The sequence below is a fragment of the Bradyrhizobium sp. ORS 375 genome, from assembly GCF_000239775.1.
GTDB lineage: Bacteria > Pseudomonadota > Alphaproteobacteria > Rhizobiales > Xanthobacteraceae > Bradyrhizobium.
Window position 1 is genome coordinate 13,919 of the sequence record NZ_CAFI01000064.1, and the last position, 25,338, is coordinate 39,256.

Annotated in this window: 30 protein-coding genes; 16 read left to right on the forward strand and 14 right to left on the reverse strand. The window is 65.9% G+C overall.

Translation table 11 applies throughout. The features are described from left to right. Nucleotides 1–53 precede the first annotated feature (53 nt). The 16 genes from BRAO375_RS05745 to BRAO375_RS05820 all read left to right on the forward strand — a co-directional run bounded on the left by BRAO375_RS05745 (nucleotide 54) and on the right by BRAO375_RS05820 (nucleotide 13,368). Nucleotides 54–602, forward strand: a complete 549-nt coding sequence (locus BRAO375_RS05745; RefSeq protein WP_009026510.1) for a thioredoxin family protein — start codon at nucleotides 54–56, stop codon at nucleotides 600–602. A 129-nt stretch (nucleotides 603–731) separates the two neighbouring features. Continuing rightward, nucleotides 732–1,175, forward strand: coding sequence for a sulfur oxidation c-type cytochrome SoxX (gene soxX, locus BRAO375_RS05750; RefSeq protein ID WP_035639114.1), 444 nt, complete (start codon nucleotides 732–734; stop codon nucleotides 1,173–1,175). Nucleotides 1,176–1,195: 20 nt separating this feature from the next. Then, nucleotides 1,196–1,648, forward strand: coding sequence for a thiosulfate oxidation carrier protein SoxY (gene soxY, locus BRAO375_RS05755; RefSeq protein ID WP_009026512.1), 453 nt, complete (start codon nucleotides 1,196–1,198; stop codon nucleotides 1,646–1,648). A gap of 18 nt (nucleotides 1,649–1,666) precedes the next feature. After that, on the forward strand, nucleotides 1,667–1,993 hold the full coding sequence (gene soxZ / locus BRAO375_RS05760) for a thiosulfate oxidation carrier complex protein SoxZ (RefSeq protein ID WP_009026513.1): 327 nt from the start codon (nucleotides 1,667–1,669) through the stop codon (nucleotides 1,991–1,993). A 33-nt stretch (nucleotides 1,994–2,026) separates the two neighbouring features. Beyond that, nucleotides 2,027–2,851, forward strand: coding sequence for a sulfur oxidation c-type cytochrome SoxA (soxA, locus tag BRAO375_RS05765; protein ID WP_009026514.1), 825 nt, complete (start codon nucleotides 2,027–2,029; stop codon nucleotides 2,849–2,851). 21 nt (nucleotides 2,852–2,872) lie between these two features. Next, entirely contained in the window at nucleotides 2,873–4,552 is a 1,680-nt protein-coding gene (gene soxB, locus BRAO375_RS05770) for a thiosulfohydrolase SoxB (RefSeq protein WP_035639117.1), read from the forward strand. A 5-nt stretch (nucleotides 4,553–4,557) separates the two neighbouring features. Further along, the gene (gene soxC, locus BRAO375_RS05775; protein WP_009026516.1) at nucleotides 4,558–5,841 is read left to right on the forward strand and encodes a sulfite dehydrogenase; all 1,284 of its coding nucleotides are present in this window, start codon (nucleotides 4,558–4,560) and stop codon (nucleotides 5,839–5,841) included. After that, nucleotides 5,780–6,571, forward strand: a complete 792-nt coding sequence (locus BRAO375_RS05780) for a c-type cytochrome (protein WP_035639119.1) — start codon at nucleotides 5,780–5,782, stop codon at nucleotides 6,569–6,571. The genes soxC and BRAO375_RS05780 overlap by 62 nt, the downstream gene beginning before the upstream one ends. A 26-nt stretch (nucleotides 6,572–6,597) precedes the next feature. Then, nucleotides 6,598–7,032: a DsrE family protein gene (locus BRAO375_RS05785; protein WP_009026518.1), complete on the forward strand. Its 435-nt coding sequence runs from the start codon at nucleotides 6,598–6,600 to the stop codon at nucleotides 7,030–7,032. Nucleotides 7,033–7,043: 11 nt separating this feature from the next. Then, nucleotides 7,044–7,946, forward strand: a complete 903-nt coding sequence (locus BRAO375_RS05790; protein ID WP_009026519.1) for an alpha/beta hydrolase — start codon at nucleotides 7,044–7,046, stop codon at nucleotides 7,944–7,946. Nucleotides 7,947–7,955: 9 nt separating this feature from the next. Next, nucleotides 7,956–8,396 carry a DsrE family protein gene (locus BRAO375_RS05795; protein ID WP_035639122.1) on the forward strand — a complete coding sequence of 147 codons (441 nt, stop codon included), beginning with the start codon at nucleotides 7,956–7,958 and terminating at the stop codon, nucleotides 8,394–8,396. Nucleotides 8,397–8,460: 64 nt separating this feature from the next. Then, a complete protein-coding gene (locus BRAO375_RS05800; protein WP_009026521.1) occupies nucleotides 8,461–9,564 on the forward strand; it encodes a YeeE/YedE family protein in 1,104 nt (367 codons plus the stop codon). 95 nt (nucleotides 9,565–9,659) lie between these two features. Next, the gene (locus BRAO375_RS05805; protein WP_009026522.1) at nucleotides 9,660–10,202 is read left to right on the forward strand and encodes a YeeE/YedE thiosulfate transporter family protein; all 543 of its coding nucleotides are present in this window, start codon (nucleotides 9,660–9,662) and stop codon (nucleotides 10,200–10,202) included. A gap of 13 nt (nucleotides 10,203–10,215) precedes the next feature. Then, nucleotides 10,216–10,773 carry a YeeE/YedE thiosulfate transporter family protein gene (locus BRAO375_RS05810; RefSeq protein WP_009026523.1) on the forward strand — a complete coding sequence of 186 codons (558 nt, stop codon included), beginning with the start codon at nucleotides 10,216–10,218 and terminating at the stop codon, nucleotides 10,771–10,773. A 49-nt stretch (nucleotides 10,774–10,822) separates the two neighbouring features. Beyond that, on the forward strand, nucleotides 10,823–11,164 hold the full coding sequence (locus tag BRAO375_RS05815) for a rhodanese-like domain-containing protein (RefSeq protein ID WP_009026524.1): 342 nt from the start codon (nucleotides 10,823–10,825) through the stop codon (nucleotides 11,162–11,164). A gap of 236 nt (nucleotides 11,165–11,400) precedes the next feature. Then, nucleotides 11,401–13,368 carry a methyl-accepting chemotaxis protein gene (locus BRAO375_RS05820; RefSeq protein WP_009026525.1) on the forward strand — a complete coding sequence of 656 codons (1,968 nt, stop codon included), beginning with the start codon at nucleotides 11,401–11,403 and terminating at the stop codon, nucleotides 13,366–13,368. A 13-nt stretch (nucleotides 13,369–13,381) separates the two neighbouring features. Here BRAO375_RS05820 and BRAO375_RS05825 read toward each other — a convergent pair whose 3' ends face one another. The 14 genes from BRAO375_RS05825 to BRAO375_RS05890 form a co-directional block, all read right to left on the reverse strand. Then, nucleotides 13,382–14,020 carry a DsbA family protein gene (locus tag BRAO375_RS05825; protein ID WP_009026526.1) on the reverse strand — a complete coding sequence of 213 codons (639 nt, stop codon included), beginning with the start codon at nucleotides 14,018–14,020 and terminating at the stop codon, nucleotides 13,382–13,384. Beyond that, on the reverse strand, nucleotides 14,017–16,125 hold the full coding sequence (locus BRAO375_RS05830) for a protein-disulfide reductase DsbD family protein (RefSeq protein WP_009026527.1): 2,109 nt from the start codon (nucleotides 16,123–16,125) through the stop codon (nucleotides 14,017–14,019). The genes BRAO375_RS05825 and BRAO375_RS05830 overlap by 4 nt, the downstream gene beginning before the upstream one ends. Nucleotides 16,126–16,295: 170 nt before the next feature. Next, nucleotides 16,296–16,640 (reverse strand): hypothetical protein, encoded by a 345-nt coding sequence (locus BRAO375_RS05835; RefSeq protein ID WP_009026528.1) that lies wholly within the window; start codon nucleotides 16,638–16,640, stop codon nucleotides 16,296–16,298. A 139-nt stretch (nucleotides 16,641–16,779) separates the two neighbouring features. Next, nucleotides 16,780–17,667: an MBL fold metallo-hydrolase gene (locus BRAO375_RS05840; protein WP_009026529.1), complete on the reverse strand. Its 888-nt coding sequence runs from the start codon at nucleotides 17,665–17,667 to the stop codon at nucleotides 16,780–16,782. Nucleotides 17,668–17,735: 68 nt separating this feature from the next. Beyond that, a complete protein-coding gene (locus tag BRAO375_RS05845; protein ID WP_009026530.1) occupies nucleotides 17,736–17,939 on the reverse strand; it encodes a YgaP family membrane protein in 204 nt (67 codons plus the stop codon). Between the two features lie 90 nt (nucleotides 17,940–18,029). Then, nucleotides 18,030–18,698 carry a Crp/Fnr family transcriptional regulator gene (locus tag BRAO375_RS05850; protein WP_009026531.1) on the reverse strand — a complete coding sequence of 223 codons (669 nt, stop codon included), beginning with the start codon at nucleotides 18,696–18,698 and terminating at the stop codon, nucleotides 18,030–18,032. A gap of 277 nt (nucleotides 18,699–18,975) precedes the next feature. Further along, complete coding sequence (locus BRAO375_RS05855; RefSeq protein WP_009026532.1) at nucleotides 18,976–19,470, reverse strand: prepilin peptidase; 495 nt, start codon at nucleotides 19,468–19,470, stop codon at nucleotides 18,976–18,978. Between the two features lie 43 nt (nucleotides 19,471–19,513). Beyond that, nucleotides 19,514–19,735: a hypothetical protein gene (locus BRAO375_RS05860; RefSeq protein ID WP_009026533.1), complete on the reverse strand. Its 222-nt coding sequence runs from the start codon at nucleotides 19,733–19,735 to the stop codon at nucleotides 19,514–19,516. 140 nt (nucleotides 19,736–19,875) lie between these two features. After that, a complete protein-coding gene (locus BRAO375_RS05865) occupies nucleotides 19,876–20,319 on the reverse strand; it encodes a PPC domain-containing DNA-binding protein (protein ID WP_035639129.1) in 444 nt (147 codons plus the stop codon). Then, nucleotides 20,297–22,000 carry a GMC family oxidoreductase gene (locus BRAO375_RS05870; protein ID WP_009026535.1) on the reverse strand — a complete coding sequence of 568 codons (1,704 nt, stop codon included), beginning with the start codon at nucleotides 21,998–22,000 and terminating at the stop codon, nucleotides 20,297–20,299. The genes BRAO375_RS05865 and BRAO375_RS05870 overlap by 23 nt, the downstream gene beginning before the upstream one ends. Nucleotide 22,001: 1 nt before the next feature. Beyond that, on the reverse strand, nucleotides 22,002–22,670 hold the full coding sequence (locus BRAO375_RS05875) for a gluconate 2-dehydrogenase subunit 3 family protein (protein WP_035639132.1): 669 nt from the start codon (nucleotides 22,668–22,670) through the stop codon (nucleotides 22,002–22,004). Continuing rightward, nucleotides 22,663–23,637: a hypothetical protein gene (locus BRAO375_RS05880; RefSeq protein WP_009026537.1), complete on the reverse strand. Its 975-nt coding sequence runs from the start codon at nucleotides 23,635–23,637 to the stop codon at nucleotides 22,663–22,665. Before BRAO375_RS05880 ends, BRAO375_RS05875 begins: the two co-directional genes overlap by 8 nt. Then, the gene (locus tag BRAO375_RS05885) at nucleotides 23,634–24,740 is read right to left on the reverse strand and encodes an enolase C-terminal domain-like protein (RefSeq protein WP_009026538.1); all 1,107 of its coding nucleotides are present in this window, start codon (nucleotides 24,738–24,740) and stop codon (nucleotides 23,634–23,636) included. Before BRAO375_RS05885 ends, BRAO375_RS05880 begins: the two co-directional genes overlap by 4 nt. After that, nucleotides 24,740–25,338, reverse strand: a 599-nt coding sequence (locus tag BRAO375_RS05890; protein WP_035639135.1) for a thiamine pyrophosphate-dependent enzyme, incomplete at its 5' end; no start/stop codon positions are given. The genes BRAO375_RS05885 and BRAO375_RS05890, both read right to left, overlap by 1 nt.

The following is a 25,338-nucleotide window of genomic DNA, read 5'->3' on the forward strand; positions in this document are numbered from 1 at the left end:
CGCGAGCAGGCCTCATGACTTCGAACCGGACGATGACCCGACGCGGCCTCATGATGCTGCCGACCGCGGCGATTCTCGGTGCGGCCTCCATGCCGGCGTGGGCCGACGCCGTGCTCGGAGACGACGGGCTCTATCACCAGTCCTGGTTCCTCAACAGCTTCCTCGACCTGCGCGAGGATCTCGAGAGTGCGGCCTCGGAAGGCAAGCGGCTCGCGATCATGTGGGAGCTGCGCGGCTGTCCCTATTGTCGCGAGACGCATCTGGTGAATTTCGCCGATCCTGTCATCACGAACTATATTCGCGCCAATTTCGAGGTGCTGCAGCTCAATCTGCTCGGCGCGCGAAAGGTGATCGATTTCGATGGCAAGGAGCTCACCGAGAAGGAGCTCGCCGAGCGGTACGCAATCCGCTTCACGCCGACTTTCCAATTCTTTCCGTCATCGGCCGACGGCGTTGCCGCCCGGGAGCCCCTCTCACGCGAGGTCGCGCGCGCGCCCGGCTATCTCAAGCCGACGCATTTCCTCGCGATGTTCCGCTTCGTGCGCGACAAGGCCTATGAGCGCGGCACATTCCGCGACTATCTCGCTTCGACCAAGGGTTGAGTGCATTGCGGCATCGAAATGCGCTTGACACCAATCACATTATCAAATCATAATTCTTGAATATGACGGACCGTAAGTCCGTCGCATCATCGTAAGGCGAGGGGAAGCCTCGTCGGTCAGGGTGGAAACATGCGCCGTTTGATTCCGGCCGCCTTGTTCTGCGCGTTGCTGTCCGCAACCGCCCGAGGCGACGAGCCGATCAGGCTCGACGTCGTCGATTATGCGATCCCAAAATCGCTGACGGGGGCGACCGGAAATGCCGATGCCGGCAAGAAGGTCTTCCTGACACGGACGCTCGGCAATTGCCTGGCGTGCCACCAAGTGTCTTCTCTGAAGTCCGAAGAGTTTCACGGCGAATTCGGTCCGTCGCTTGATGGAGTCGCGAGTCGCTACAACATGGCGCAGTTGCGCCTGATCGTCGCGGATCCCAAGCGCATCTTCACCGACACGGTGATGCCTGCCTTCTACAAGAACGACGGGCTCAATCGCGTACGTCCGGAGTTCGCCGGCAAATCCGTTCTCACGGCCGCGCAGGTCGAGGACGTCGTCGCCTTTCTCGAAACATTGAAATAACCGCCTCTGGAGGATGATGCATGGGCGCAATCAACAGACGACAGGCGTTCCTTCTCGGCGGCGGTTTCGTCGCCCTGACGGTGATGCCGATGGCCGCCAACGCCGAGCCGAGCAATGACGCGGCCGAGATGATCAAGAAGTTCACCGGTGGCAAGGAAGCGGCCAAGGGCAAGATCACGCTCGATCTGCCCGAGATCGCCGAGAACGGCAACACCGTTCCGCTCGCGCTCTCGGTTGAAAGCCCGATGACAGCTGACAACTACGTCAAGGAGGTGCTGTTCGTGGCCGACGGCAATCCCAACGCCGGCGTCGCGACGCTGATGTTCACGCCGCTATCGGGCAAGGCCGAGGCCTCGATCCGCATCCGCTTGGCGCAGACCCAGAACGTGATCGCGGTGGCGAAGATGAGCGACGGCTCGCTGTTCACCGAACGCAAGACCGTCAAGGTCACCATCGGCGGCTGCGGCGGCTGAGACAGGGGAGAGACTGATATGGCAGACAAGCCGCGGATCAAGCTTCCGAAGGAAGCGAAGAAGGGCGAGATCATCCAGATCAAGACGCTGGTCTCGCATCTGATGGAATCGGGCCAGCGCAAGGATGCGCAAGGCAAGCCGATTCCGCGCAAGATCATCAACAAGTTCACCTGCGAGTTCAACGGCAAGCCGGTGTTCTCCTGCGTGCTCGAGCCGGCGATTTCCGCCAACCCGTACATCCAGTTCGACGCCAGGATCGACGAGGAAGGCACGTTCAAGTTCGCGTGGACGGATGACGACGGCTCGGTGGTGACTGCCGAGGAAAAGATCGCGTTGAAGGCCTGATCGGCCGGGTGTGATCGCTACGGGGAGTGACGGATGTCCATTCGCTACGGTTCTCTCGCTGTCCTGGCCACGGCCGCGCTGACCCTCTCGGCCATCGCGGTGTTCGGCCAGGAGGCGGAACGGAAGGGCATTCCGGCGCCTCCCGGCCATGTCTTCAAGACCATCATCTCGGGCTATCAGTTCCGCACCAAGGAAACGCGCGCTCTCCAGGATGACGACCTGGAGAACCCGGGCTTCCTCGCGGTGGAGCGGGCCGCCGATATGTGGAAGACGGTCGACGGCGGCGAAGGCAAGTCGTGCATGAGCTGCCACGGCGAGGCGGAAACGACCATGAAGGGCGTCGGCGCTGCGATGCCCAAATGGAGCGAGAAGCTCAACAAGCCGGTCAATCTCGAGCAGCAGATCAACATCTGCCGCACCGACCACATGAAGGCCCCGCCCTGGGCGTTCAAGTCCAAGGAGCTGACGGACATGACGACCTTCGTCCGCTTCCAGTCGCGCGGCATGCCGGTGGCCGTGAAGACCGACGGTCCGATGTCGCCCTGGTTCGAGAAGGGCAAGGAGATCTACTACACCCGGGTCGGCCAGCTCGATCTCGCCTGTGCGTCGTGCCACGAGAAGAACAACGGCAAATTCATGCGCGCTGACTTCCTCAGCCAGGGGCAGACCAACGGTTTCCCGACCTACCGGCTGCGCGATCAGCGCCTGATCCCGCTGCACGAGCGGTTCGAGGGCTGCATGTTCGACGTCCGCGGCGTGCCCTACAAGCCGCTGTCGGATGAGTTCCTGGCGCTCGAGCTCTACGTCGCCTGGCGCGGCATCGGTCTGCCCGTCGAGACACCGTCGGTCCGCAACTAGCGGACACAAGGAAGGCACATCATGATATCGCGTCGCGAATTCGTTCAGGTCGCATTGGCGGCGGCTGCCTTGACGGGCGGCACGTCACGCGCCTTGGCGCAGCAGAAGCTGACCGAGAAGGAGCTGCTGGCGTTCGAGCCGGTCGGCAACGTTACGCTGGTGCACGTCACCGACATCCACGGCCAGCTGATGCCGCTGTACTTTCGCGAGCCATCGACCAATCTTGGCGTCGGCGACGCCAAGGGCCAGCCGCCGCACGTCACCGGCAAGGACTTCCTCACCCGCTTCGGCATCGCGCCGGGCTCGTCGGCGGCCTATGCGCTGACGTCGGAGGATTTCGAGGCGCTCGCCAAAACCTACGGGCGGATCGGCGGGCTCGACCGCGCCGCCACCGTCATCAAGGCCATCCGCGCCGAGCGCGGCGACAAGGTCGTGCTGCTCGACGGTGGCGACACCTGGCAGGGATCGTGGTCGTCGCTGCAGACGCGCGGCCAGGACATGATCGACTGCATGGCGCTGCTGAAGCCCGATGCGATGACCGGGCATTGGGAGTTCACCTACGGTACCGAGCGTGTCAAGCAGGCCGTCGGCGGGCTCGGCTTTCCGTTCCTCGGTCTCAACATCCGCGACACCGAGTGGAACGAGCCGGCGTTCGAGCCCTCGGCCATGATCGAGCGTGGCGGCGTCAAGATCGCGGTGCTCGGCCAAGCCTTCCCGTATACGCCGGTCGCCAATCCGCGCTGGATGATTCCGAACTGGTCGTTCGGCGTGCGCGAGGAGGACGTCCAGACCCAGGTCGACAAGGCGCGCAAGGACGGCGCCGGCCTCGTCGTGCTGCTGTCGCACAACGGCTTCGACGTCGACCGCAAACTGGCGAGCCGCGTCAAAGGGCTCGATGTCATCCTCACCGGCCACACCCATGATGCGCTGCCCGAGGCGGTCAAGGTCGGCAAGACCTTGCTGATCGCCTCCGGCTCCTCGGGCAAGTTCGTCTCGCGGCTCGATCTCGACGTCAGGGATGGCGAGGTCAAAGGCTATCGCTACAAGCTGATCCCGCTGTTCTCCGACGTGATCACGCCTGATGCGGCGATGGCCGCCAAGATCGCCGAGGTGCGCAAGCCGTTTGCTGCGGATCTCGGTCGCGCGCTGGGACGCACTGAGACGCTGCTATACCGCCGCGGCAATTTCAACGGCACGTTCGACGACCTGATCTGCCAGGCGCTGCTGCAGGAACGCGATGCCGAGATTGCGCTGTCGCCAGGCTTCCGCTGGGGCACCAGCGTGATGCCGGGCCAGGACATCACCTTCGAGGACGTCACCAACGCCACCGCGATCACCTATCCCGCGGTCTATCGCATGGGCATGACCGGCACGCGCCTCAAGGAGATCATCGAGGACGTCGCCGACAATCTGTTCAACGTCGACCCGTACTACCAGCAGGGCGGCGACATGGTCCGCATCGGCGGCATGTCCTATGCGATCGACGTCAACAAGCCGCAGGGGCAGCGCATCTCCGACATGCGCCTGATCAAGACCGGCGCCGCGATCGATCCGTCGCGCGAGTATCAGGTCGCCGGCTGGGCCAGCGTCAATGAAGGCACGCAGGGCCCGCCGATCTGGGAGGTCGTGTCGAGCTATCTGCAGCGTCAGAAGACCGTGCGTCTCGAGCCCAACCGGGCCGTCAAAGTCTCCGGAGTGTGACGACGATGTCGAAGGACAAATCTCTTCCCTCAGCCGCACGCGCGTCGCGCCGCGGCTTCCTGACCGCAGCGGGTGGACTTGCGGCCACAGCGCTCGCCACGCAGGCGCGTGCTGGCGCAGGTAACCCTGCCAATCAGCCGCCGAACGTGCCGGAATGGACGCGCACTCTCGGCGAGGGCGTGGCCGTCCGCCCCTACGGCAAGCCGTCGAAGTTCGAGAAGGACGTCGTCCGCCGCGACGTCGAATGGTTGACGGCTTCGCGCGAATCCTCTGTCAGCTTCACGCCGCTGCATGAGCTGGAAGGCATCATCACGCCGAACGGGCTGTGCTTCGAGCGCCATCACGGCGGTGTCGCCGAGGTCGATCCGGCCGATCACAGGCTGATGATCCACGGCCTGGTCGAGCGGCCGCTGCTGCTGTCGCTCGATGAGATCAAGCGCTATCCGCGCGTCAACCGTATCCATTTCATGGAATGCGCGGCCAATTCCGGCATGGAATGGCGCGGCGCCCAGCTCAACGGCTGCCAGTTCACCCATGGCATGATCCACTGCGTGCAATATACCGGCGTAACGCTCCGGACGCTGCTGGAAGAGACCGGGGTCAAGCCGAGCGGCAAATGGCTGCTGGTCGAGGGCGCCGACTCCGCCTCGATGGATCGCAGCCTGCCGATCGAGAAGGCGCTCGACGATTGCATCATCGCCTACAAGATGAATGGCGAGGCGCTGTATCCCGAGCAGGGCTATCCGATGCGCCTGGTCGTGCCGGGATGGCAGGGCAATCTCTGGGTCAAATGGCTGCGCCGCATCGAGGTCGGCGATCAGCCCTGGCACACCCGCGAGGAGACCTCGAAGTACACGGACCTGCTGCCGAACGGCAAGGCGCGACGCTTTACCTGGTCGATGGACGCGAAGTCGGTGATCACGAGCCCGAGCCCGCAGGCGCCGATCAAGCACGGCAAGGGGTTTACGATCGTCTCGGGCCTGGCGTGGTCGGGCAATGGCAAGGTCAAGCGCGTGGATGTGTCGCTCGATGGCGGCCGCAACTGGTGGCCCGCGCGGATCGACGGACCAGTGCTCGATAAGGCACTGACCCGCTTCTACTACGAGTTCGACTGGAACGGCGAGCCGCTGCTGCTGCAGTCGCGCGTGCAGGACGAGACCGGATACGTCCAGCCGTCAAAGGCGGAGCTGCGCAAGGTTCGCGGCTACAACTCCATCTATCACAACAATGGCATCCAGACCTGGCATGTGCAGGCAAACGGTGAGGTCGAGAATGTCGAGGTCGCCTAAGCTGATCATTGCAGTCGCGCTCGCCACCTTTGCGGGCTCGGTCGCGCTCGCCGGCGGTCCGGGGGAGAAGATCGCGGCAAAGACCGAGGCCAAGTCCGAACCGAAGACCGAGGCAAAGACTGAAGCCAATGCGCCGCAGCGCTTCAACATCGGGCGCGCGCCGACGGTCGAGGAGATCCGCGGCTGGGATATCGACGTGCGGCCGGACGGGCAGGGCCTGCCGGTCGGCAAGGGCACCGTCGCCCAGGGCGAGAAGCTGTTCATGGACAATTGCGCCAGTTGTCATGGCGAGTTCGGCGAGGGCGCTGGCCGCTGGCCGGTGCTGGCCGGCGGCAAGGGCTCGCTGACCTCCGACAATCCTGTCAAAACGGTCGGCTCCTATTGGCCCTACGCCTCGACCTTGTTCGACTATGTCCGCCACGCGATGCCGTTCGGCAGCCCGCAATCGCTGAAGGTCGACGAGTACTACGCCCTGGTCGCCTATGTGCTCTATCTGAACGACGTGATCACCGATCAGAACTTCGAGCTGACCGACAAGAATCTCGCCACCATCAAGATGCCGAACGAGGGCGGGTTCATCATGGACGACCGGGCGACCAGCGAGAAGGCCTTCTGGCAGAAGGACCCCTGCATGAAGAACTGCATCGCGCCGGTCAAGATCACGGGACGTGCGACCGCCGTCGACGTCACGCCTGAGGACAAGGACGGCAAGCCGCGGGGCGTCGAGTGACGACGGCCGGATGCAGCCGCCGCCAGATGCTATTGGCGGCCGCATCCGTCACCCTCGCGATAAGCGGGGCCGCTTCGATCGCCGCCGCGGCGGAGCCGCACCGGCTCGCACTGCAGATCAGCGATGATGACCCGGCCAAGATGCGCGCGGTGCTTGACGTCGCCGCCAATGTCTCCCGGCACTATTCGGGCGAGGGCGACGAGGTCGAGATCGTAATTGTGGCGTTCAATGGCGGCCTCGACATGCTGCTGGCCGACCGTTCGCCGGTGAAGGAGCGCGTCGCCGGCTTCGCCAAGTCGATGCCCAATGTCAGCTTCATCGCCTGCGGCAACACCCTGGAGACGCTCGCGAGCAAGGAAGGACGGCAGCCGCCGCTGCTGGACGGCGTCTCGGTGGTGAAGACTGGTGTCGCGACCCTGATGGAGCTGTCGGAGAAGAACTGGACGATCGTGCGTCCGTGAAGGAATTTGCGATGCGGTGGTGGCTCGCTCTCGTTGTCTGTCTCGTTGCGTCGGTCGCGATGGCCGCGGAGGAGCCGCGCGAACTCCTGATCGGCGGCCGCACGGCGCTCGGCACGCTCAGGCTGCCGGCGCAATCGGGGCCTGATGTTCCACTGGTGCTGATGACGCACGGCACGCTGGCGCACAAGGACATGGAGACCATCCAGGGCCTGTCCAAGGCGCTCGCCGAGCGCGGCATCGCAACGCTCGCGCACAACCTGGTGCTCGGCCTCGATCGCCGCACCGGCATGTACGACTGCGCCAAGCCGCATGATTACGCGCCGGATGATGCGATCGACGAGATCGCCGCCTGGATCGCGGAGGCGCGCAAGACCTCGTCGCGGATCTTCGTGCTCGGGCATTCCCGCGGCGCCAATCAGCTCGCGCGCTATCTGGTTGCCAACCCGAAAGCGGCCATCGAAGGCGCGATCCTGCTGGCGCCGGCCACGCTGGGCATCGAGACCAGCCTGAAGGCGGCCTATGCGGAGAGTTACGGCCAGCCCTTGGCGCCGCTGCTTGAGAAGGCCGAAGCCGCTGTGTCCGCGGGGCGTGGCAGCGAGTGGATCTCGGTGCCAGGCTTTATCTATTGCTGCGATGCCAAGGTGACGGCGCGCGCCTTCGCTGCGTTCTATCGCGGCGATCGGCGCCAGGACACCGCGGCACTGATCGCCGATGTGAGTCTGCCCGTCCTGGTGCTTGCGGCCGCGCAAGACAAGACCGTTCCGGACGTGGCGGCGTCGTTCGCGCCGCTGGCCTCGCGCGCCGGCAGCCGTGTCCGGTTGGAGACCATCGACGACGCAGATCACTTCTTTCGCGATCTTGCCGCCGAGGATGCCGCTGATCGCATCGCAGGATTCATTGCAGCCGCGCGTTAGGAGTAGCCCATGGAACGACGATCGTTGATGCAAGCCGGTCTCGCCAGCCTGTTCGGAATGATAGGTATCGGCGGCGCTCAGGCCGCGACCGAGTCTCCGCGCCAGCGCGTCGCCTATCATCTCGCCGATCAGGACCGCGCGCTGTTTGTTTTGGGCAACCTCCAGAACCACGTCGATGGCACCGGCGGGCCGGGGCGCGCCGACATCCGGCTGGTGATCCACGGGCCGGGCCTGCGGGCCTTTCATGCGATCTCGGCCGACCAGACCATCGCGGCTCTGGCTGAGCGATTGATGAAGGCCGGTGTCGGCTTCGAGGCGTGTGCCAACACCATGAAGGCGCAGGGCGTGAAGCTCGACGATCTCTTGCCCGGCTTCGCAGTGGCGGAGAAGGGCGGCGTAGTACGCCTCACCGAGCTGCAGCAGAGTGGATACGCCTATCTGCGCCCATGAAGCGTGCCTGTCTGCCGATGCCGCCCGGTACGTTGAGCGGCAGACCTGAACCACGAGAGCGCCCGTGCTCACCGCATTGATCGACTTATTGGGTGAGGATCTGGTGTCGCTGCTGGGCGGGCTCGCGGTCGGCGGCGCGTTCGGCTTCTTCGCCCAACGCAGCCGCTTCTGCCTGCGCGCGGCAACGGTCGAATTCGCGCGCGGGCAGGGCGGGCCGCGTCTGGCGGTGTGGCTCCTCACCTTCGCCTCGGCGCTGCTCGGCACCCAGGCGCTGGTCGCGATGGGTCTGCTCGACGTCTCCGAAGCGCGCCAGCTGGCGCAGCAGGGCAGCATTTCCGGCGCGATGATCGGTGGCACCCTGTTCGGCTGCGGCATGATCCTCGCGCGCGGCTGCGCCAGCCGGCTCTTGGTGCTCTCGGCCAATGGCAATCTGCGGGCGCTGTTGTCCGGCCTGATCTTCGCGGTGACCGCACAGTCCGCGTATCACGGTCTGCTATCGCCGCTGCGCGATTGGCTCACCGGTCTCTGGCTCGTCGACGGCGGACCGTCGCGGGACATCATGAGCCTGTTCGGCGGCGGCACGCCCGAGAAGCTCGGCTTCGGCATGTTGTGGTTCGTGGCCGGACTCGCCGCCGTGTCGAAGTTCCAGGTTGGCGCGAAGATCCTGAGCGCGGCGGTGGCTGCGGGCGTTGCTGTTGCAGCGGGCTGGCTGCTGACCTATCAGCTTGGCCAAGCCTCGTTCGCGCCGGTGCCGCTGAAAAGTCTGACGTTCAGCGGCCCTTCCGCCGAGCTCCTGATGCAGGTGCTCGCGAGTCCGCAGCTCAAGCCGGGCTTTGATCTCGGCATCATCCCCGGCGTCTTCATCGGCTCGTTCGTCGCCGCAGCGCTGGCGGGTGAACTCAATCTCGAAGGCTTTTCGGATGGTCGGGGCATGCGACGCTATCTGATCGGCGCCGTTCTCATGGGGTTCGGCGCGATGCTGGCCGGCGGCTGCGCCGTTGGGGCTGGCGTGACGGGAGCCTCCGTGTTCGCACTGACGGCCTGGATCGTGCTCGGCGGCATGTGGTGCGGTGCTGCTATCACCGATTTCGTGGTGGATCGCTGGTTGTTCGCCGACGAGCCTATGCAGGCCAAGGCGGCTCTGCCGACGGCGGGGACGCCTCGATAATTTATATTCACAAGTTCGAATATACATATATAATGCCCGAACGTCAGCGCGGCCGAGCCGCGCGCGAGCAGGGAGGACAGGGTGTCATGACAATGATGACCGACCTCATGGTCGGAGATGCAAGGAAGTCCAGACGCATCGACTGGTCGCCCTATCTGGTCGGCGCGGGCATCGGCATCCTCAGCTGGGTGGCCTTTGCCGGGTTCGGCGATCCGCTGGGCGTCACGACGGCGTTCTCGCGCATGGCGTCGCTGTTCGCCGCGCCGGTGATCGGGTCCGAGGCCGTCACCGCCAACAGCTATTGGAAATCGATGCCGCTGAAGTGGGACTACGGCGTCTTGTTCCTGGTCGGCATTCCGGTCGGCGCGTTCCTGTCGGCGATCATTTCGGGGACCTGGCGGCTCGAAATGGTGCCTGAGGTCTGGAAGGAGCGATTTGGCCCCTCGGTGTTCAAGCGGTTCGTCGCCGCGTTCCTCGGCGGCATTGTCATCATGTATGGCGCACGTCTGGCCGGCGGCTGCACCAGCGGGCACGGCATTTCCGGCGGGCTGCAGTTGGCGCTGTCGAGCTGGCTGTTCCTCGCGGTGATGTTCGCGACCGGCCTGGTCGTGTCGCGCCTGATGTTCCGCAGAGCCTGAGAGGGAGATGGTCATGACGTCATTGATGAGCGTCGCAGGTCCGCTGCTGATGGGCGCCGTGTTTGGCTATCTCCTGCAGCAGGGCAAGGTCACGAGCTGCAACGTGATCGAGAACCAGTTCCGGCTGCGTGACTTCACCGTCCTGAAGGTGATGGGCACCGCGATCGTCGTCGGCGGCATCGGCGTGCTGCTGCTGGTCGATACCGGCAACACCAAGTACTACGTCAAGGACGCCAACATGCTCGCCGTCGCGCTCGGCGCGGCGCTGTTCGGCGTCGGCATGGTGGTTTACGGCTATTGTCCGGGGACCGCGCTCGGCGCCATCGCCAGCGGCAGCGTTCACGCAGCGGTCGGAGCCTTCGGCATGATCGTCGGCGCCATCCTCTATGCGCTGAGCTTCGACTGGGTGAAGGCCCACATCCTCAATGTCTGGGCGCTCGGCAAGGTGCGGTTGCCCGACATTACCGGCGTGCCGGATGCGATCTGGTTCGCCGCGCTCGCGGTCGGCGCAGGCGCGCTCTTCGTCTGGGTCGAGGCGTCCGAAGCCAAGGCCAAGCGCGCGCAGGGCTAGTCCGCCTTCGCCCAGCCGGCCCATCCTCAACAGTCGAAAGGTTCTTCCGATGCTCGCAGGATTGTTCAACAGGCTGACGGGATCGACCAGCGTGCCGGCCATCGAGCATGATGAGCTCGTCAAGGCGCATCAGCAGCGCAGCTGCGTGATCGTCGACGTCCGTGAGCCGCATGAGTTCGAGGGCGGGCACATTCCGGGCGCCGTCAATCACCCGCTGTCGCGCTTCGATCCCGACGGTCTTGCGCGCGACAAGCCGGTGATCCTGATCTGCCAGGCCGGCGGCCGATCGGCCAATGCGTTGCGGCGGGCTCTGTCGGCGGGCCGGAAGGACATTTGCCACTATGCCGGCGGCATGAGCGGCTGGCGCGCCCGCGGTGGTCCGGTCGCGTGATCGCGTCGGGTCAGGACAGTCAGTGCGGTCTCGGTCGAACTCCAAGTGGGTTGAAGTTCATGTTTCATGCAACCAAGAGAATTGACGCAGGTTAATCGCGCGAGCGCTAGCTCAGACAGATGCCGTTCTGTCGGCGGTGCCGCATCGTTGTTCGTAACAACTATGCACTCTTTCATTCAGGAATAATTAGTTGCGGTCCGACCATACTCGAGCACCAATCGACGCTCGAGGATGGCATGTGGACATTTGTTGGATTGAAGACCCGGATCACGTTGTCTCTCGTCCTTGGCGCCGCCGCCACGGCCCTCTTCGTGTTGATGGTCGCAATGTGGATCATCGGCGGCATCATCGATCGTGCCAATGAGCGGGAGCTCCACGCTCAATACGATGCGTTCAACTCGCGTCTACAGCTGGAATCGACCCGCGCGGAGGCGATGAGCGCCGTGGCTGCAAAGATCCCGGCCGTCCAGGACGCGATGGCGCAGAATGACCGCGACGGCCTCATGCGGCTGTTTGGCGCAGGTATGGCCAGCCTCAAGGCGGATTACGGCGTCGACCAGTTTCAGTTTCACACGCCGCCGGCGATGTCGTTCCTCCGCGTGCACCAGCCGGCCAAATTCGGCGACGATCTGTCGGGCTTCCGCAAGACCGTGGTGGCTGCCAACACCGACCGCAAGCCGATCGTCGGGCTCGAGGGCGGCGTCGCGGGCCTTGGTCTCCGTGGCGTGGTGCCGATCGTCTCCGCCGGCAAGCATCTGGGCTCGGTCGAGTTCGGCCTGACCTTCGGTCAGGGCTTCTTCGACGAATTCAAGCGCAGCCGCAAAGTCGACGTGGCGTTCCGCCTGGCAGGCGACACCACTTTCAAGCTGTTTGCGACGACGATGGGCGAGACCTCCTTCTTCGCGGGCGGCGACTATCGGGAGGCGACATCCGGCAGCTTCCAGTCTCGCCAGGGGCAGCTCAACGGCGTGCCGGTCGTCGCACTGCTCGGGCCGATCCGGGACTTCTCCGGCAAGCCGATCGGCGCGGTCGAGATCGCGATGGACAACAGCGAGTTCATCCACGCACGCAATCGCGCCGGCACATTGGCCATCGGAATCACCCTTGCCGGCCTCGCGCTGATCGCGCTCGCCGGCCTGCTGATCGCCCGCGGCATCGCTCTTCCGATCGTCCAGATGACCAAGGCGATGCGCGAGCTCGCCGATGGCAATCTGGATATCCGCGTTCCAGCGGAGCGGCGCAAGGACGAGGTTGGACAAATGGCGCGCGCCGTCTCGATCTTCCGAGACAATGCCATCCGCATGAGGGATCTGCAGGCGGAGCAGGAGAAGGCGCAGGCCCGCGCCGAGGAGGATCGGCGGCGCATGCTGATGCAGGTGGCGGACGGCTTCGAGGCCAGCGTCCGCGGCGTCGTCGACGCGGTGTCAGCCGCGGCCATCGAGATGGAGGCCACCGCACGCTCGATGTCCAGCACGATCGACCAGTCGAAGCAGCAGGCCTTGACGGTGTCGCAGGCCTGCGGCTCCGCATCCGACAACGTCAATACCGTGGCCTCGGCGGCGGAGGAGCTGTCATCGTCGATGAACGAGATCAGCAAGACGCTCGCGCGAGCCTCCTCCGTGGTCCGCAAGGCGGCGGATGAGGGGCAGCAGTCGAACGACAAGGTGCAGCGGCTCAACGTGGCGGCCAGCAAGATCAGCGAGGTGGTCGCGCTCATCAACCAGATCGCCAGCCAGACCAATCTGCTGGCGCTGAATGCGACGATCGAGGCCGCGCGCGCCGGCGAGTCGGGCAGGGGATTCGCCGTCGTGGCCAGCGAGGTGAAGACGCTGGCCACCCAGACCGCCAAGGCGACCGAAGAGATCGGTGCCCAGATCGCTGCGGTTCAGGCGGAAACCGCCGCGGCCGTCCACAGTATCGGCATGATTTGCGCCACGATCCAGGAGGTCGACGAGATCTCGGCCATCATCGCCGCCTCGGTCACGCAGCAGGACGCGGCGACCCGCGAGATTGCCGGCAATGTGAACCTCGTGGCCGGCAAGACCCAGGATGTCACCCGCAACATCGCGGGCGTCACGACCGGCGTCTTGCAGACCGGTCACGCCGCCAACGAGGTATTGTCGGCGGCCGGTGAGCTGGCGCAGCAGTCCACGCGGCTGCGCAGCGAGGTGGACCAGTTCCTGGCTCATATCAGGGCGGCGTAAGCCCCCGTGATGCTCATTTGGTCGAGGCCGCCTTTCGCGCATCCGCGATCGCCTGCTTGAACGCCTGGGCGTTCGGCGCTCCGGGAACGCGGAAACGGCCGATGATGAAGGCGGGCGTGCCTTGAAAACCAAGGCCCATGGCCTGCTCGTGGTTGCGGGCGAGCACGGCGTCGATCTCGGTCTGCTTGGCGGTGAGATCGGCCCTGGCGCGGGCGAGGTCGATGCCGGCAGCAGAGAGCGCGGCGTCGACCTTGGCTTCGGACAGCTTCTCTTTCAGCGAGATCAGCGCCTCGTGGGCTTCGGCGAACTTGTCCTGGTACTTCGCGGCCAGCGTGAGACGGGCCGCGTAGATCGAGACGCCGCCGAAGATCGGCCAATCCTTGAAGACAAGACGGACGTGACCGTCGTCGCGCACGACCTTGGCAAGCTCCGGGCTGATCTTGCGGCAATACGGGCATTGATAGTCGAAATATTCGACGATCGTGATGTCGCCATCGGCGTTGCCGAGAACGGGAATGTCGGGGTCGCGCAGGATGCGTGCCTCGCTCAGAATGTCACCATCGTCGTCTTCGGCGCGGGCCTGGAGTGGCAGCATGGCGGCCGCGAGCAGCAGCAGCGTCGCAAGCGATGCAGCAAAGGTCTTTCTGGTCATGTCTTGTCGTTCTCCGGTTGGGGAATGGTCGATGCGGTGTCGATGGCGTCGAGCACGATCTGTGGGGTCAGCAGCTCGGGCAGCACGATGCCGGCGGGCGCGCCGGGGCCGAACACGACGTTGAACGGCAGGCCGTAGCGGCCGAAGGATTGGAGATACGCCGCGATCATGTCATCGCGCGAAGTCCAGTCCGCCCTGACGGGGACGACGCCCGATGCGAGACGGCTGCGCACGGCCGCGCTGTCGATCACGAGCTTCTCGTTGACCTTGCAGGTCACGCACCAGCTGGCGCCGATGTCGACGAACACGGTATGACCCGCGCGCACCCGGGCTGTGATATCTGTCGGCACCAACGGCTGCCACGCGATTTCGCCCCATCGGCCAGGGCCGTCCGGGTGCTTGATCACCGTGGCGGACGCCAGCACCAGCGCGGTCGCGATCGTGAAGCCCGCTCCGGCGGCGGTTCGCCGCAACGGAAAACGCAACATGGTCAGGATCAGTGCGGGCGCGAGGAGTGAGGCGGCGAGCACGGCGGCCGTCGCAACGCCGCTGATGTCTGCGAGCACGGTCAGCAGCCAGGATGCCGTCGCGATCATCGCGAGCGCCGCCACAGCCCGCAGTGTCAGCATCCAGCGGCCCGGCCGGGGAAACAGCGCCGCGAGGCGCGGCGCCGCTGCGAGGCCCAGATAGGGCGCAGCCATTCCGAGCCCCAGTGCGGCGAACACCAGCAGAATCTGCGGCGCAGCCTGCGACAGCGCAAACGCGACGGCGGTGCCGACGAACGGCGCCGAGCACGGCGTTGCCAACAGCGTCATGACGAAGCCGTTGAAGGCGTGACCTGCGACCGACCTCTGGCCTGCGGCGTTGCCGAGGCGGCGGGCGATCCACCAGGGCAGGTTGATCTCGAACAGGCCGAGCAGGTTGGCGCCGAACACTGTGAGCACGACGATCATCGCGATGAGAAAGGCCGGCTGCTGAAACTGCAGTCCCCAGCCGACCTCCGCGCCTGCGGCCTTGAGCGCGGAGAGGATAATGGCGAGGGTCACGAACGACGCGATTACTCCTGCGGCCGTCGCCAGAAATGCCGGGCGCGGGGCAAGCGTGTGGGCCGGATCGTAATCGACCAGTGACACGAGCTTCAGCGACAGCACCGGAAACACGCAGGGCATGAAGTTGAGGATCAAGCCGCCGAGCAGCGCCACCCCGAGGATGTTCCAGATCGACGCCGTCGTCGCACGCGGCTTTGCCTGTCCTGGTTCCGCGGCGACGGCGTCACCGCGCACGGGGAGCGCGGCTTCGATCGACCGATCGCCATCGACCAGCGTGACCCGCAGCGGTTCTCGCGCGACGGCCTGGTCGAGGCCGTGCAGCGGCACTGTGACCGTGATGTCTCCACCCGGGCTATGGCTCACCTCGGCGCGGCCGCCGGACACGGCGTCATTGCCATCGACAAATATGTCGGGCGCGCGCAGCGGCGGCGTTGCGCGGGCTTCGAGCCGCAGTTGCGGCTTGGGCTGACGGTCGATCCGCAGCGCCGTGATGGAGAGGCCGGGCGCAGTCTCACGGGGCACGATCTGCCGCCATTCGTCGATCACCGACTGATCGGTCGGCCCGGACGAGACGGCTGGAATGTCGGCGTCGAGCTGCGTCTCCTGCTGCGTGCAGATGACCGAGCAGACGAACAGGATGGCTTTCAACCTGAGATGGCCAGGCGTCGCACCATCCTGCAGCCGTACCCGCAACGGGAACAGCACATGCTCGTCATAGCCGAACGTGTCGATGTCCTGCTCGCTGAACCGCCGCGGCGCCGGCCATTCGACGGTGACGTCAGCGACATTGGCCGACCCGGCCCAATCGAACTCAGGAGGGGCGCCAGCATCTCCGGCAGAGCGCCAATAGGTGTGCCAGCCGGTGCCGAGCCTGACGTCCAACCCGGCCCAGGCCGTGGTCACACCATTATCCGTGTGGGCAACGTCGCCGACCAGCAGACGCGTGTCGAGGTTCGGCTGGGGCCGCAGCTCAGCTGCGCCGGCGCTGGCGGCTGTCGCCACAAGATGAAGTGCGCCCAGCAACAAACCGAGCCAGCCGAGATGACGGATGGACATGTTGATCTCCCTGCGCGCTCGCGCATGTCGCCGATGGTCGTGCTGCGCAGCCGGCGCAAGGCGACCCGATGACGGGACCTGAGCCGATCCGCTCGACGCGCGATTGATGATGGATGTTCGTTCGCCCAGATCGCAGCGTTACAGCTGCGCACGTGACGACGAGAGGATGGTCAGGACCGGCGACAGGGAGGACGGTAGGGCGAGGACGCGTGACATTGCGTGGTCAGCGCATCGTCCTGGGGACGCCACGACAACGTCCGGGCGGCGACAGAAGGCTGTGCCGTTGCATTGTCGTTCGCGGGCAATGCGGCGAGACTTGCCGCGGCGAACGGACAGATGTTGATGGTGCCGGGGAGAACGGCTTTCCTGCAGGGCTTCGGCGCGGGCGTCGTTGTGGACGACCATTGCCGCGTGTGAGCGCCGAGATCGGCCGCTGCGGCCGCATCGAACGTTGCGAGCAGAGGAACCAGGCTCATGACGAGCGCGATCAGCGCCGCAACCACGCGGCGTGTCATCACGCGACTCTCAAGACCAGGACGCCTCATCTTCGATCATCGTCTCCAGTATGGAGTGGTCGCGCAGACCATGCGCTCTTGACAACTGACATCTTCGTGACGCGACCATCCTGCGCCGTGACGATCGCGCGCGCCGTCCTCAAAGCACGTTGATCGGCACCTTCAAGAAGGTCTTGCCGGACGCATCCGGGGGCGGAAGATGTCCGGCGCGGATGTTCACCTGCAGCGAAGGGATGATCAGCCGCGGCATGCCGAGCGTCCTGTCGCGGGCCTCGCGCAACGCGACGAAGGCGTCCTCGGTCATGCCGTCGCGGGCGTGGATGTTGTGGAGGCGCTCCTCGTCAACGGTGGTTTCCCAGCGCACCTCGCGTCCATTCGGTCCGTAGTCGTGGCACATGAACAGCCGGGTCTCGCGCGGCAGCGTTTCGAGGATCCTGCGGATCGATCGAAACAGCGTACGCGCGTTGCCGCCGGGAAAGTCGGCCCGCGCCGTGCCGCCGTCAGGCATGAACAGGGTGTCGCCGACGAAGGCGGCATCACCCATCACATGCGTCGCGCAGGCCGGCGTGTGACCGGGCGTGTGCATCACGAACGCCGTCATCTGCCCCACCTGATAGGTCTCGCCGTCGTTGAACAACCGGTCGAACTGGCTGCCGTCGCGGCGGAACTCCGTGCCTTCGTCGAAGACCTTGCCGAAGGTCTCCTGCACCGTCAGGATGTGCGCGCCGATGCCGATCCTGCCGCCGAGCTTGTCCTGAATATAGGGCGCGGCCGAGAGATGGTCGGCATGGGCATGCGTCTCGATCAGCCATTCCGGCTGTAGGCCGTTCATCCTGACATAGTCGATCAGCATGTCTGCGGAGCGGGTGCCGATGCGGCCTGCCGCATAGTCGATGTCGAGGACGGGATCGATGATCGCGCAGGACGGCGACGACGGATCCTTCACCACATAGCTGATCGTGCTGGTGTCCGGATCGAAGAAGCCGGCCACCTTGGGCTGCACGCGAAGATCGATCGGATAGGACATGGCTGCTGCTCCAAGCTGAAGCTACGGGGCGGTATCGCCGCCCCGTGCCGTCTGTCGTTCTGCCGCGTCTAAGACGTCGGGCTGGACTTCGTTCCGCAGGTGTTGAGGCCCAGCAGCGCGTAGGGCGGACACCAGCCGACCAGCGCGGTGCCGAGCGGGATCAGGCCGAGAAGGCCCCACATCGTCTGCGGCCCGACGAACACGAGGCTGAGAACCGCCAGTCCGACGACGATCCTGAGCAGCCGGTCGATCCTGCCAACATTCTGTGTCATGTCACGCTCCCCTTTGGCGTTGCGATGATGCAAGCGATAGAGCGGCTTGGCGCGAAGGTCTGTAACTAAGTCACCGAGACCGGCCGCCTCCTAGCCATGCTGAGCCAATCGGGCGAGTGCCGGCCTGTCGGTGATCTCGACAATGCCGCGAGCCACTCGCAGCCAGCCACGCCTCGCGAACTCGTTGAGCTGCCGGCTGATCACCTCGCGGGCGCTGCCGAGCTCGTTGGCAAGATCCTGGTGCGTGGCGACGACCTGCGGCTTCGCGCCGGCAAGCTCGAGCAGCTTCTGCGCCAGCCGAACGTCGATGCGCTCGAACGCGACCTCCTCAATGACGCGAAACAGATTGGTGACCCGGCGGCTGAACGCGGTGAACACGAACTGCCGGAATTCGCGCGACGTGGCGATCAGCCGGTCGAACAGCGCCCGCGGGATCGCCACCGCACGAATGCGCGATTCGGCGATGCCCTCGGCCTGGTACTCCTCGTATCCCATCAGGCAGGCTGTCGTCAGGGCGCAGCTTTCGCCCGCCTGGACACGGTAGAGGACGATCTCGCGGCCGGACTCGGATGTCTGCTGCACGCGAATGGTCCCGTCCAGCAGCAGCAGGAACGACTCCGGCGCCTGCCCCGGGCCGAAGATGCGGCTGCCTTCGGGAAGCTCGACGATCAGGCTCGCTTCCCGCAGCTGCGCGAACACCTCTTCCGGCAGCTGCCGCAAGGGCGGGAAACTGTCCGTCCAATCCTGCTTCGACGACATCACGGAATCTAGCTGCCAGCTCGCCTGCGTTCCGGTCGGGCACAGGATGATCAACCGGTCGAGAGAAGCGCTGAAAGATGCCTCGCGTCTCCTTCCCTGGGCGCCGCCACGAACCTGATCTTGGCCCTGCTGCTTACCAAGTGACACCGTACGCCGACCGGCGCCAGCGATGGTTGCGCTAGATCAACCCCGATATGCAGCTCGATGCGGGATCCTGCGGCGCCTCCGGTCGTGCGCGAGCGGATGGCGCGCCGTGCGATGCTGATCGGCAGAGTTGCTATCCCGAAGCAATGATCCAATCACCTCCGAACGTCTGCAGGACGAGCACGGCCAGAAGGCCGATCACCAGGAACGGGCCGAACGGCAACGCGGTCTCGCCCGTCATCCGCTGTCCGCGCATCTGCAGGATGAGCACAGCCACGAGCGCCGTCGTCGTCGCGACGAGCAGCAGGATCGGCAGGCCGGACAGGCCGGCCCACAGCGTCGCGGCCATCAGAAACTTGACGTCGCCGAGGCCGAGGCCCTGCCGGCCGCGCGCGATCGCATAGAGCCGTCGCAGCAGCAGCAGCGCTATGGCCGCGGCCAGAGCGGCGGCGGTGTCCCACAAGGCCTGCGCGAGATCCGTCCGTGCGATGGTCCGCACGAACCCGCTCGCCGCCACCAGGGCATTCATCCAATCGGGCAGCAGGCCGCTGCGCAGGTCGGTCCAGATCAGGCCGACGGAGGTCAGGATCAGGACGGTGATGCAGATGATGTCGATGGCGTCGGTCACGCGGCCCAGAGAGTTAGTGTCGTTGGCCGCAGCATAGTCATCCTCAGGGCGCCAGCGATAGTCCCGCCATCATCAAGCCGAACGCGGCGATCCGGCCGCCAACGGCCCGGACCGCAATGCCGCGCCATCTCGGCGCAATGTTGGGACGTCGGAAGGCCAGTGCCAGCGTGAACACGACATAGCCCGCGGTGGCGAGGCCTGCGGCGCAGAGCAGCCGGTCGGCCTGCGGCAGAGTTCGCCGTATTGACGGCGCCGCGCATCCCACCGAGTGCAAACGCCATGAGGCTCAACCGGGCCACGGGGAGACCGGGCTCGCTTGCCCGCGACGGGCAATTTGCGCAAATCTGCAATGCGTCAACGCCAAGGCGCGGAGTTGGTCGCGCTGTGGATCGGATGACACGGTCGTCATGTTTGCAGCCGGATCAACGCCAGGCCCGACTCGGCGTCGTGAACCTTGCGCAGGTGCGCCGGGCTTTCGGTCACGATCAGCTCGAGCGTCGGACGGACATGGCCGGATCCGAGATGCCCGGCCATCGCCGAGCCGTCGCGTCTGCCGACCACCAGATGCACATGGACGGACGGCGCGCCGTCCGGCGCCAATGCCACGTCGCCGATCAGCGAGGCCACCTCGACCTGTTCGTTGACGCGGTTGTCGAGATATTCCCGGTCGCCCCAGTCGAAATATTTCAGCACGACCTTTTCGAAGGCGCCGATGCCGGTGATCTGCGCCGCCTCGACGTGCTGCTCGCGGGCGAACCGACTGAGGCAGTCCATCGCCTCGTCTCCGGTCTGTAGCACGATCGCGAAGGTTCGCTGTCCGCCATTCTCATGCAGAAGCCGATGTTGCATGCACTGCTCTCCTCGTCCGTTCTGCACGTTGGCCCGTCAACTCGCCGCGCCGTGCCATGGCGCGAATGCGGTCCGCGGTGCGGCAGGCAATGGCCTGTATGGTCAGCGACGGATTGACGCCGCCGACGGTGGGAAACACCGAGCCGTCGCAGATCCACAGGTTCGGAATGTCCCAGCTGCGGCAATCGGCATCGACGACGCTGCTCCGCGGATCATCACCCATCCGGGCTGTGCCGTTGAGGTGGCAGGTGTCGTCATCCTGCGTCCAGATGTCCTTGGCGCCCGCGGCCTGCAGGGCGCGCGTCATGAAGGCGAGCGAGTGGTCGATCAGCCGCCGGTCGTTGTCGCACCAGGAATAGGTCACGCGCGGAATGCGCAGGCCGTACTGGTCGACCTCGTCCGCGAGCGTCACGCGATTTCGCTCCTGCGGCAGCATCTCGCCGACGATCTTGAGACCGGCGACGTGATTGTAGTTCGTCATCTCCTCGACCAGCCGCGCGCCCCAGAGCCCGCGCGCCTGCGCCAGCGTGTTCGCCCAGAGCTGCGGCAGCGGGCCCTGGCTCATATAGGCGTAGCCGCCAAAGAAGTCCTTGCCCTTGTCCGCGTAGTTCCAGTGTTCGGTGATGGCGAGCGAGGGCGGCCCCTTGTAGGAGCGGATCTCGTCGTCCATCAGGCCCCACACCGCCTGGTTGGACTGCGTCATCAGGTTCCTGCCGACCAGGCCCGAGCTGTTGGCGAGGCCGTCGCGATGGCGGCCGGTGGCGGAGTTGAGCAGCAGCCGCGGCGTCTCGATCGCATAGCCGGCGACGACGACGTTGCGTGCACGCTGAAAGTGCCAGCCGCCGTTGCGATGGTAGTGCACGCCTGTCACGAGGTCGCGGTCATCGACCTCGATGCGTCCAACCATCGCGAGATCGCGAATCTCCGCGCCGGCGGCGAGCGCGCGCGGAATCCAGGTGACGAGCGCGCTCTGCTTGGCGTTGGTCGAGCAGCCGGCGACGCAGAAGCCGCGATAGACGCACGGATGGGCGAGGCCGCGTGGCGCCGACAGCGTGGCGAGCGGCGTCTCCGTCCAGGAGATGCCGAGCGCCTCGCATCCCCTCGCGAGCACGCGGGCGGCGGCGTTGAGCGGATGGGCGCGATAGGGATAGCGCGGCCGTTTCGGTCCCCAGGGATAGGTGATCGGGCCTGATATCTTCAGCGCCTGTTCGACCTCGGTGTAGTAGCTCCACATCTCGCGCCAGTCGATCGGCCAGTCGGCGCCGTAGCCGAGCAAGGTGCGCGACTTGAACCATTCGGGCCGGAACCGCAGCGACACCATGGCGAAGTGAACGGTCGAGCCGCCGACCGCCTTGCCGCTGTTGTTGCTGCCGAGCTGCAGCGGATTGGCGCCGTCGCTGATGCGATCGTCGGTCCAGTACAACTTGGTCTGCTCGGATTCGTCGGAGGCGAAATCCTCGAGTGGGCGAAAGTAGGGGCCGGCATCGAGCGCGACGACCGAGAAGCCGTATTCGGCGAGCTTGCAGGCGAGCGTGCCGCCGCCGGCGCCGGTGCCGACGATGACGAAGTCGACCGTCTCGTCGTCGCGATAACTGCGCATCGGCACCCAGCCGCCGGGGCGGAACACGTCGGGCGCGCGGCCTCCGCTGGCGCGCGGTGTCACTTGCGGATCCCCGGACATATCATCGGACATGACGGTTGATCCTCGCGGCTTCGGCCTCGCGGCCGGGCTTGGCTTCGGCGGACTCCCATGGATCGCGCTCGTTGAAATCGAGACGGACATAGCCGCGCGGGCTGGCGGGGCCGCCCCAGCCAATTTCGCTCCACGCAGTCGGATGGGCGTAGTACGCCAGCACGACGTCGCGCAGCACCCTGCGCTTGAAGAAATCCTCGCAGGGCATGTCGCCCCAGTCGGCCGCCTTGAGCTCGCCGGCTTCGGCGCGCTGGAGCAGTTGATCCTGCATGGCCTCGGAGAGTTCGGCGAACGGCCGGTGGAACGCAGCGAGCGCCTCGGCCTCGAGCGCGCCCAGGCCGCGCCGCCACGCCTCACGGTGGTGGGGCATTCCATCGGTGCGATAGCCATCGGCGATATCGGCGTGGAGCTTGCGATCGACCAGCGCCGCCACCGGGATCGGCGGCCGCGACGATGGCTGAGGAACAATGCGCGCGGCGATCGCTTGGACCAACTGGAATTCGCTGGCCGAGAAGAACTGCGGCGTCGCCGTGACCGACAGACGTTCGGCGATCACCTCGCGCGTCTTGTCGTTCCACGACGGCCCGTTGCGCTTGGCCAGCACGTCATACGCCGGATAGCGATTTGGAATCGCGGGTGGGCGCGAACGGTCATGCATCGGGATGCTCCCGCATCAGCCCGAGCGCGGCGAGGCCGGCGAGCGCGAGGCCGGTGAAGCTTGGCGGCGCCGGCAGCGGCGGGCCGGCCAGGATGTTCTGGCTCCAATTGCGCCAGCCGCCCATGTTGCGCGACACGCCATAGGCGTGGAAGCCGACGCCGACGAAACCCATCGCGGCCAGCAGCCACATCCAGGCGCGTGTCAGCGGATGCGCGCGGTTCTGATCGTCGTCTGGGTCGCGTGCCGCGGCGTTGAACAGCAGCGCGGCGCCGATCGGCGGCAAGGTGACGGGGACGGCCATGAACGGGTTGTGAAACGCGCCGCGAAAATGCAGCAGCCCGGCTTCGCCTGACGTGCCGAGCAGTCCGGCCGCCGTGACCGCCGCGATCGTGCGCGCAGCCGGCAGGCCGAACACATGAGGCCGCTGCGCGCGGCTGGTGTCGCGCACGCGCTCGGAGCAGAAGCCGAGCAGCCCCGACAGCAGGATCGCCATCGGTGCGCCTAGCGGCGCGCCGTAGAACAGGTTCTGCCAGCTGAATCCGCCGACCTTCTTGGTGACGTTGTAGACATGGAAGCCGGTGCCGGCGAGCCCGGTGGCGGCAGCGAGCAGATAGCTGCCGTCACGCAGCCGGTGCGCCCATGGACGCCGGTCGGCGGTGCCGTGCGCGCTCATCGCGAGCGTCAGCGCCGAGACCGCGAGCGGCGTGTACATCGCCTTGTTCTTGAACGAGCCGCGATAATGCTCGACGCTGCTGTCGGCGAGCACCGAGACGGCCAACAAGCCCGCGGCGCGATTGAGCCGGCGCGCGGCGCGGACGGAGGCCCGCGGGTGCGGTCCTGCTCGCCGCGGCAGGCTCGCAGGCACCTGCGTGACCTTGGTCTGGCCTCTCGGTTGCAACATCGCCGTCGCGGCGATGGCGGAGAGGGCGAGGCCGGCTCCCACCAGCCAATCGGTGTCGTTGCTCATGTCGCACTCACTGCGTAACGCGCCGCGTCGGCGTGCTTGAAGACCAGGCCATGGCCGGGGCGGCTGAGGTCAGGACGGATCTTGCCGTCCTTCGGCTGCGGCGCGCCGTCGAACAGCATGTGCTCGATGCGCACGTGGTCGTGAAACCATTCGAGATGGCGCAGCCGCGGCGCGGCGCAGGCCGCATGCAGATGGAGGGATGGCGCGCAGTGGCCGGAGAGATCGGTGTGAAACGCGTCGCACAGCGCGGCGATCTGCCGGAAGCCGGTGACGCCGCCGCAGCGGGTGATGTCGGCCTGCTGGACGTCGACCGCGCCGGCCTGCAGCATGTTGCGCACTTGATCGGTCGTGTAGCTGTATTCGCCGGCGGCGACATCGATGCCGGCAGGAACGTGCTCGCGGACGAGCCGCAGGCCGGGCAGATCATCTGAGGATACCGGCTCCTCGAACCAGCTCACGCCGAGATCCGAAAACGGCTGCGCCAGCCCGAGTGCCTGCTTGGGCGTATAGGCACCATTGGCATCGACGAACAGCGCGGCGCGCTCACCGATCGCGAGCCGCGCCACCTCGACGCGATGCGGATCGCGCGCCGGATCGGAGCCGACCTTCATCTTGACATAGGCGCAGCGCTGCTCTGCGACCCATCCTGCTAATTGCCGACGCAGCTCGTCGTCCGAATAGCTGGTGAAACCGCCGCTGCCGTAGATCGGGATCTCGTCGCGGAAGCTGCCGAGCAGCGCGCAGAGCGGCAGATCCAGCAGCCGCGCCTTGAGATCATACAGCGCGGTGTCGACCGCCGAGATCGCGGTCGCCGCCAGACCCTGCCGGCCGAGATTGCGGATCGCCCGCTGCATCGCGGCCCAGGTGCGCTCTGGCGCGAGCGCGTCGCTGCCTTCCACCAGCGGCGCCAGAGTGTCGGAGATCAGCCGGGCGATGCAGGCGTGGGCATAGGTGTAGCCGATGCCGACCTTGCCCCGTGCGAACACCTCGACCAGCACCAACGTCGTCGACGTCCAGCTGATCGTACCGTCGGCCTCGGGCCGATCGGTCGGGATCTCGAAGGTGCCGACGCTTACGCTTTCGATGGGGACCGCCGCGTGCATCAGTCTTTCCCGGGCAGGATGCTGGTGACGAGCTCCTTGGCGCTGTTCTTCAGCACGCTGCCGAGCTCCGGCTCCGACGGGATCATGCTGATGAAGTTCTTGGCGTCCTTGAGCGTGATGTGCGGCGGCAATGGCGGCACGTTCGGGTCCGTGTAGGCTTCGAGGATCACCGGGCGGTCGGCCGCGAGCGCCTCGTCCCAGGCGGCGCCGACATGATCGGGATCATCGACGAAGATGCCCTTGAGCCCGATCAGCTCGGCGTAGCGGTGGTAGGAGAAGTCGGGGATGCTCTGGGTGGAGAGCGTCTTGCCGGTGCCGAGCTGGATGCGCTCCTCCCAGGTGACCTGGTTGAGATCGCGGTTGTTGAGCACGAGCACGATGAGGCGCGGATTGCTCCACTCCCGCCAATATTTGCTGATCGTGATCATCACGTTCAGCCCGTTCATCTGCATGGCGCCGTCGCCCATGCAGGCGATCACGGTGCGCTCGGGATAGGCCATCTTGGCGGCCAGCGCGTAGGGCGTGCCGGCGCCGAGCGAGGCGAGGCCGCCGGAGAGCGAGGCCTTCATGCCGCGCCGCATCTTGAGATCGCGCGCAT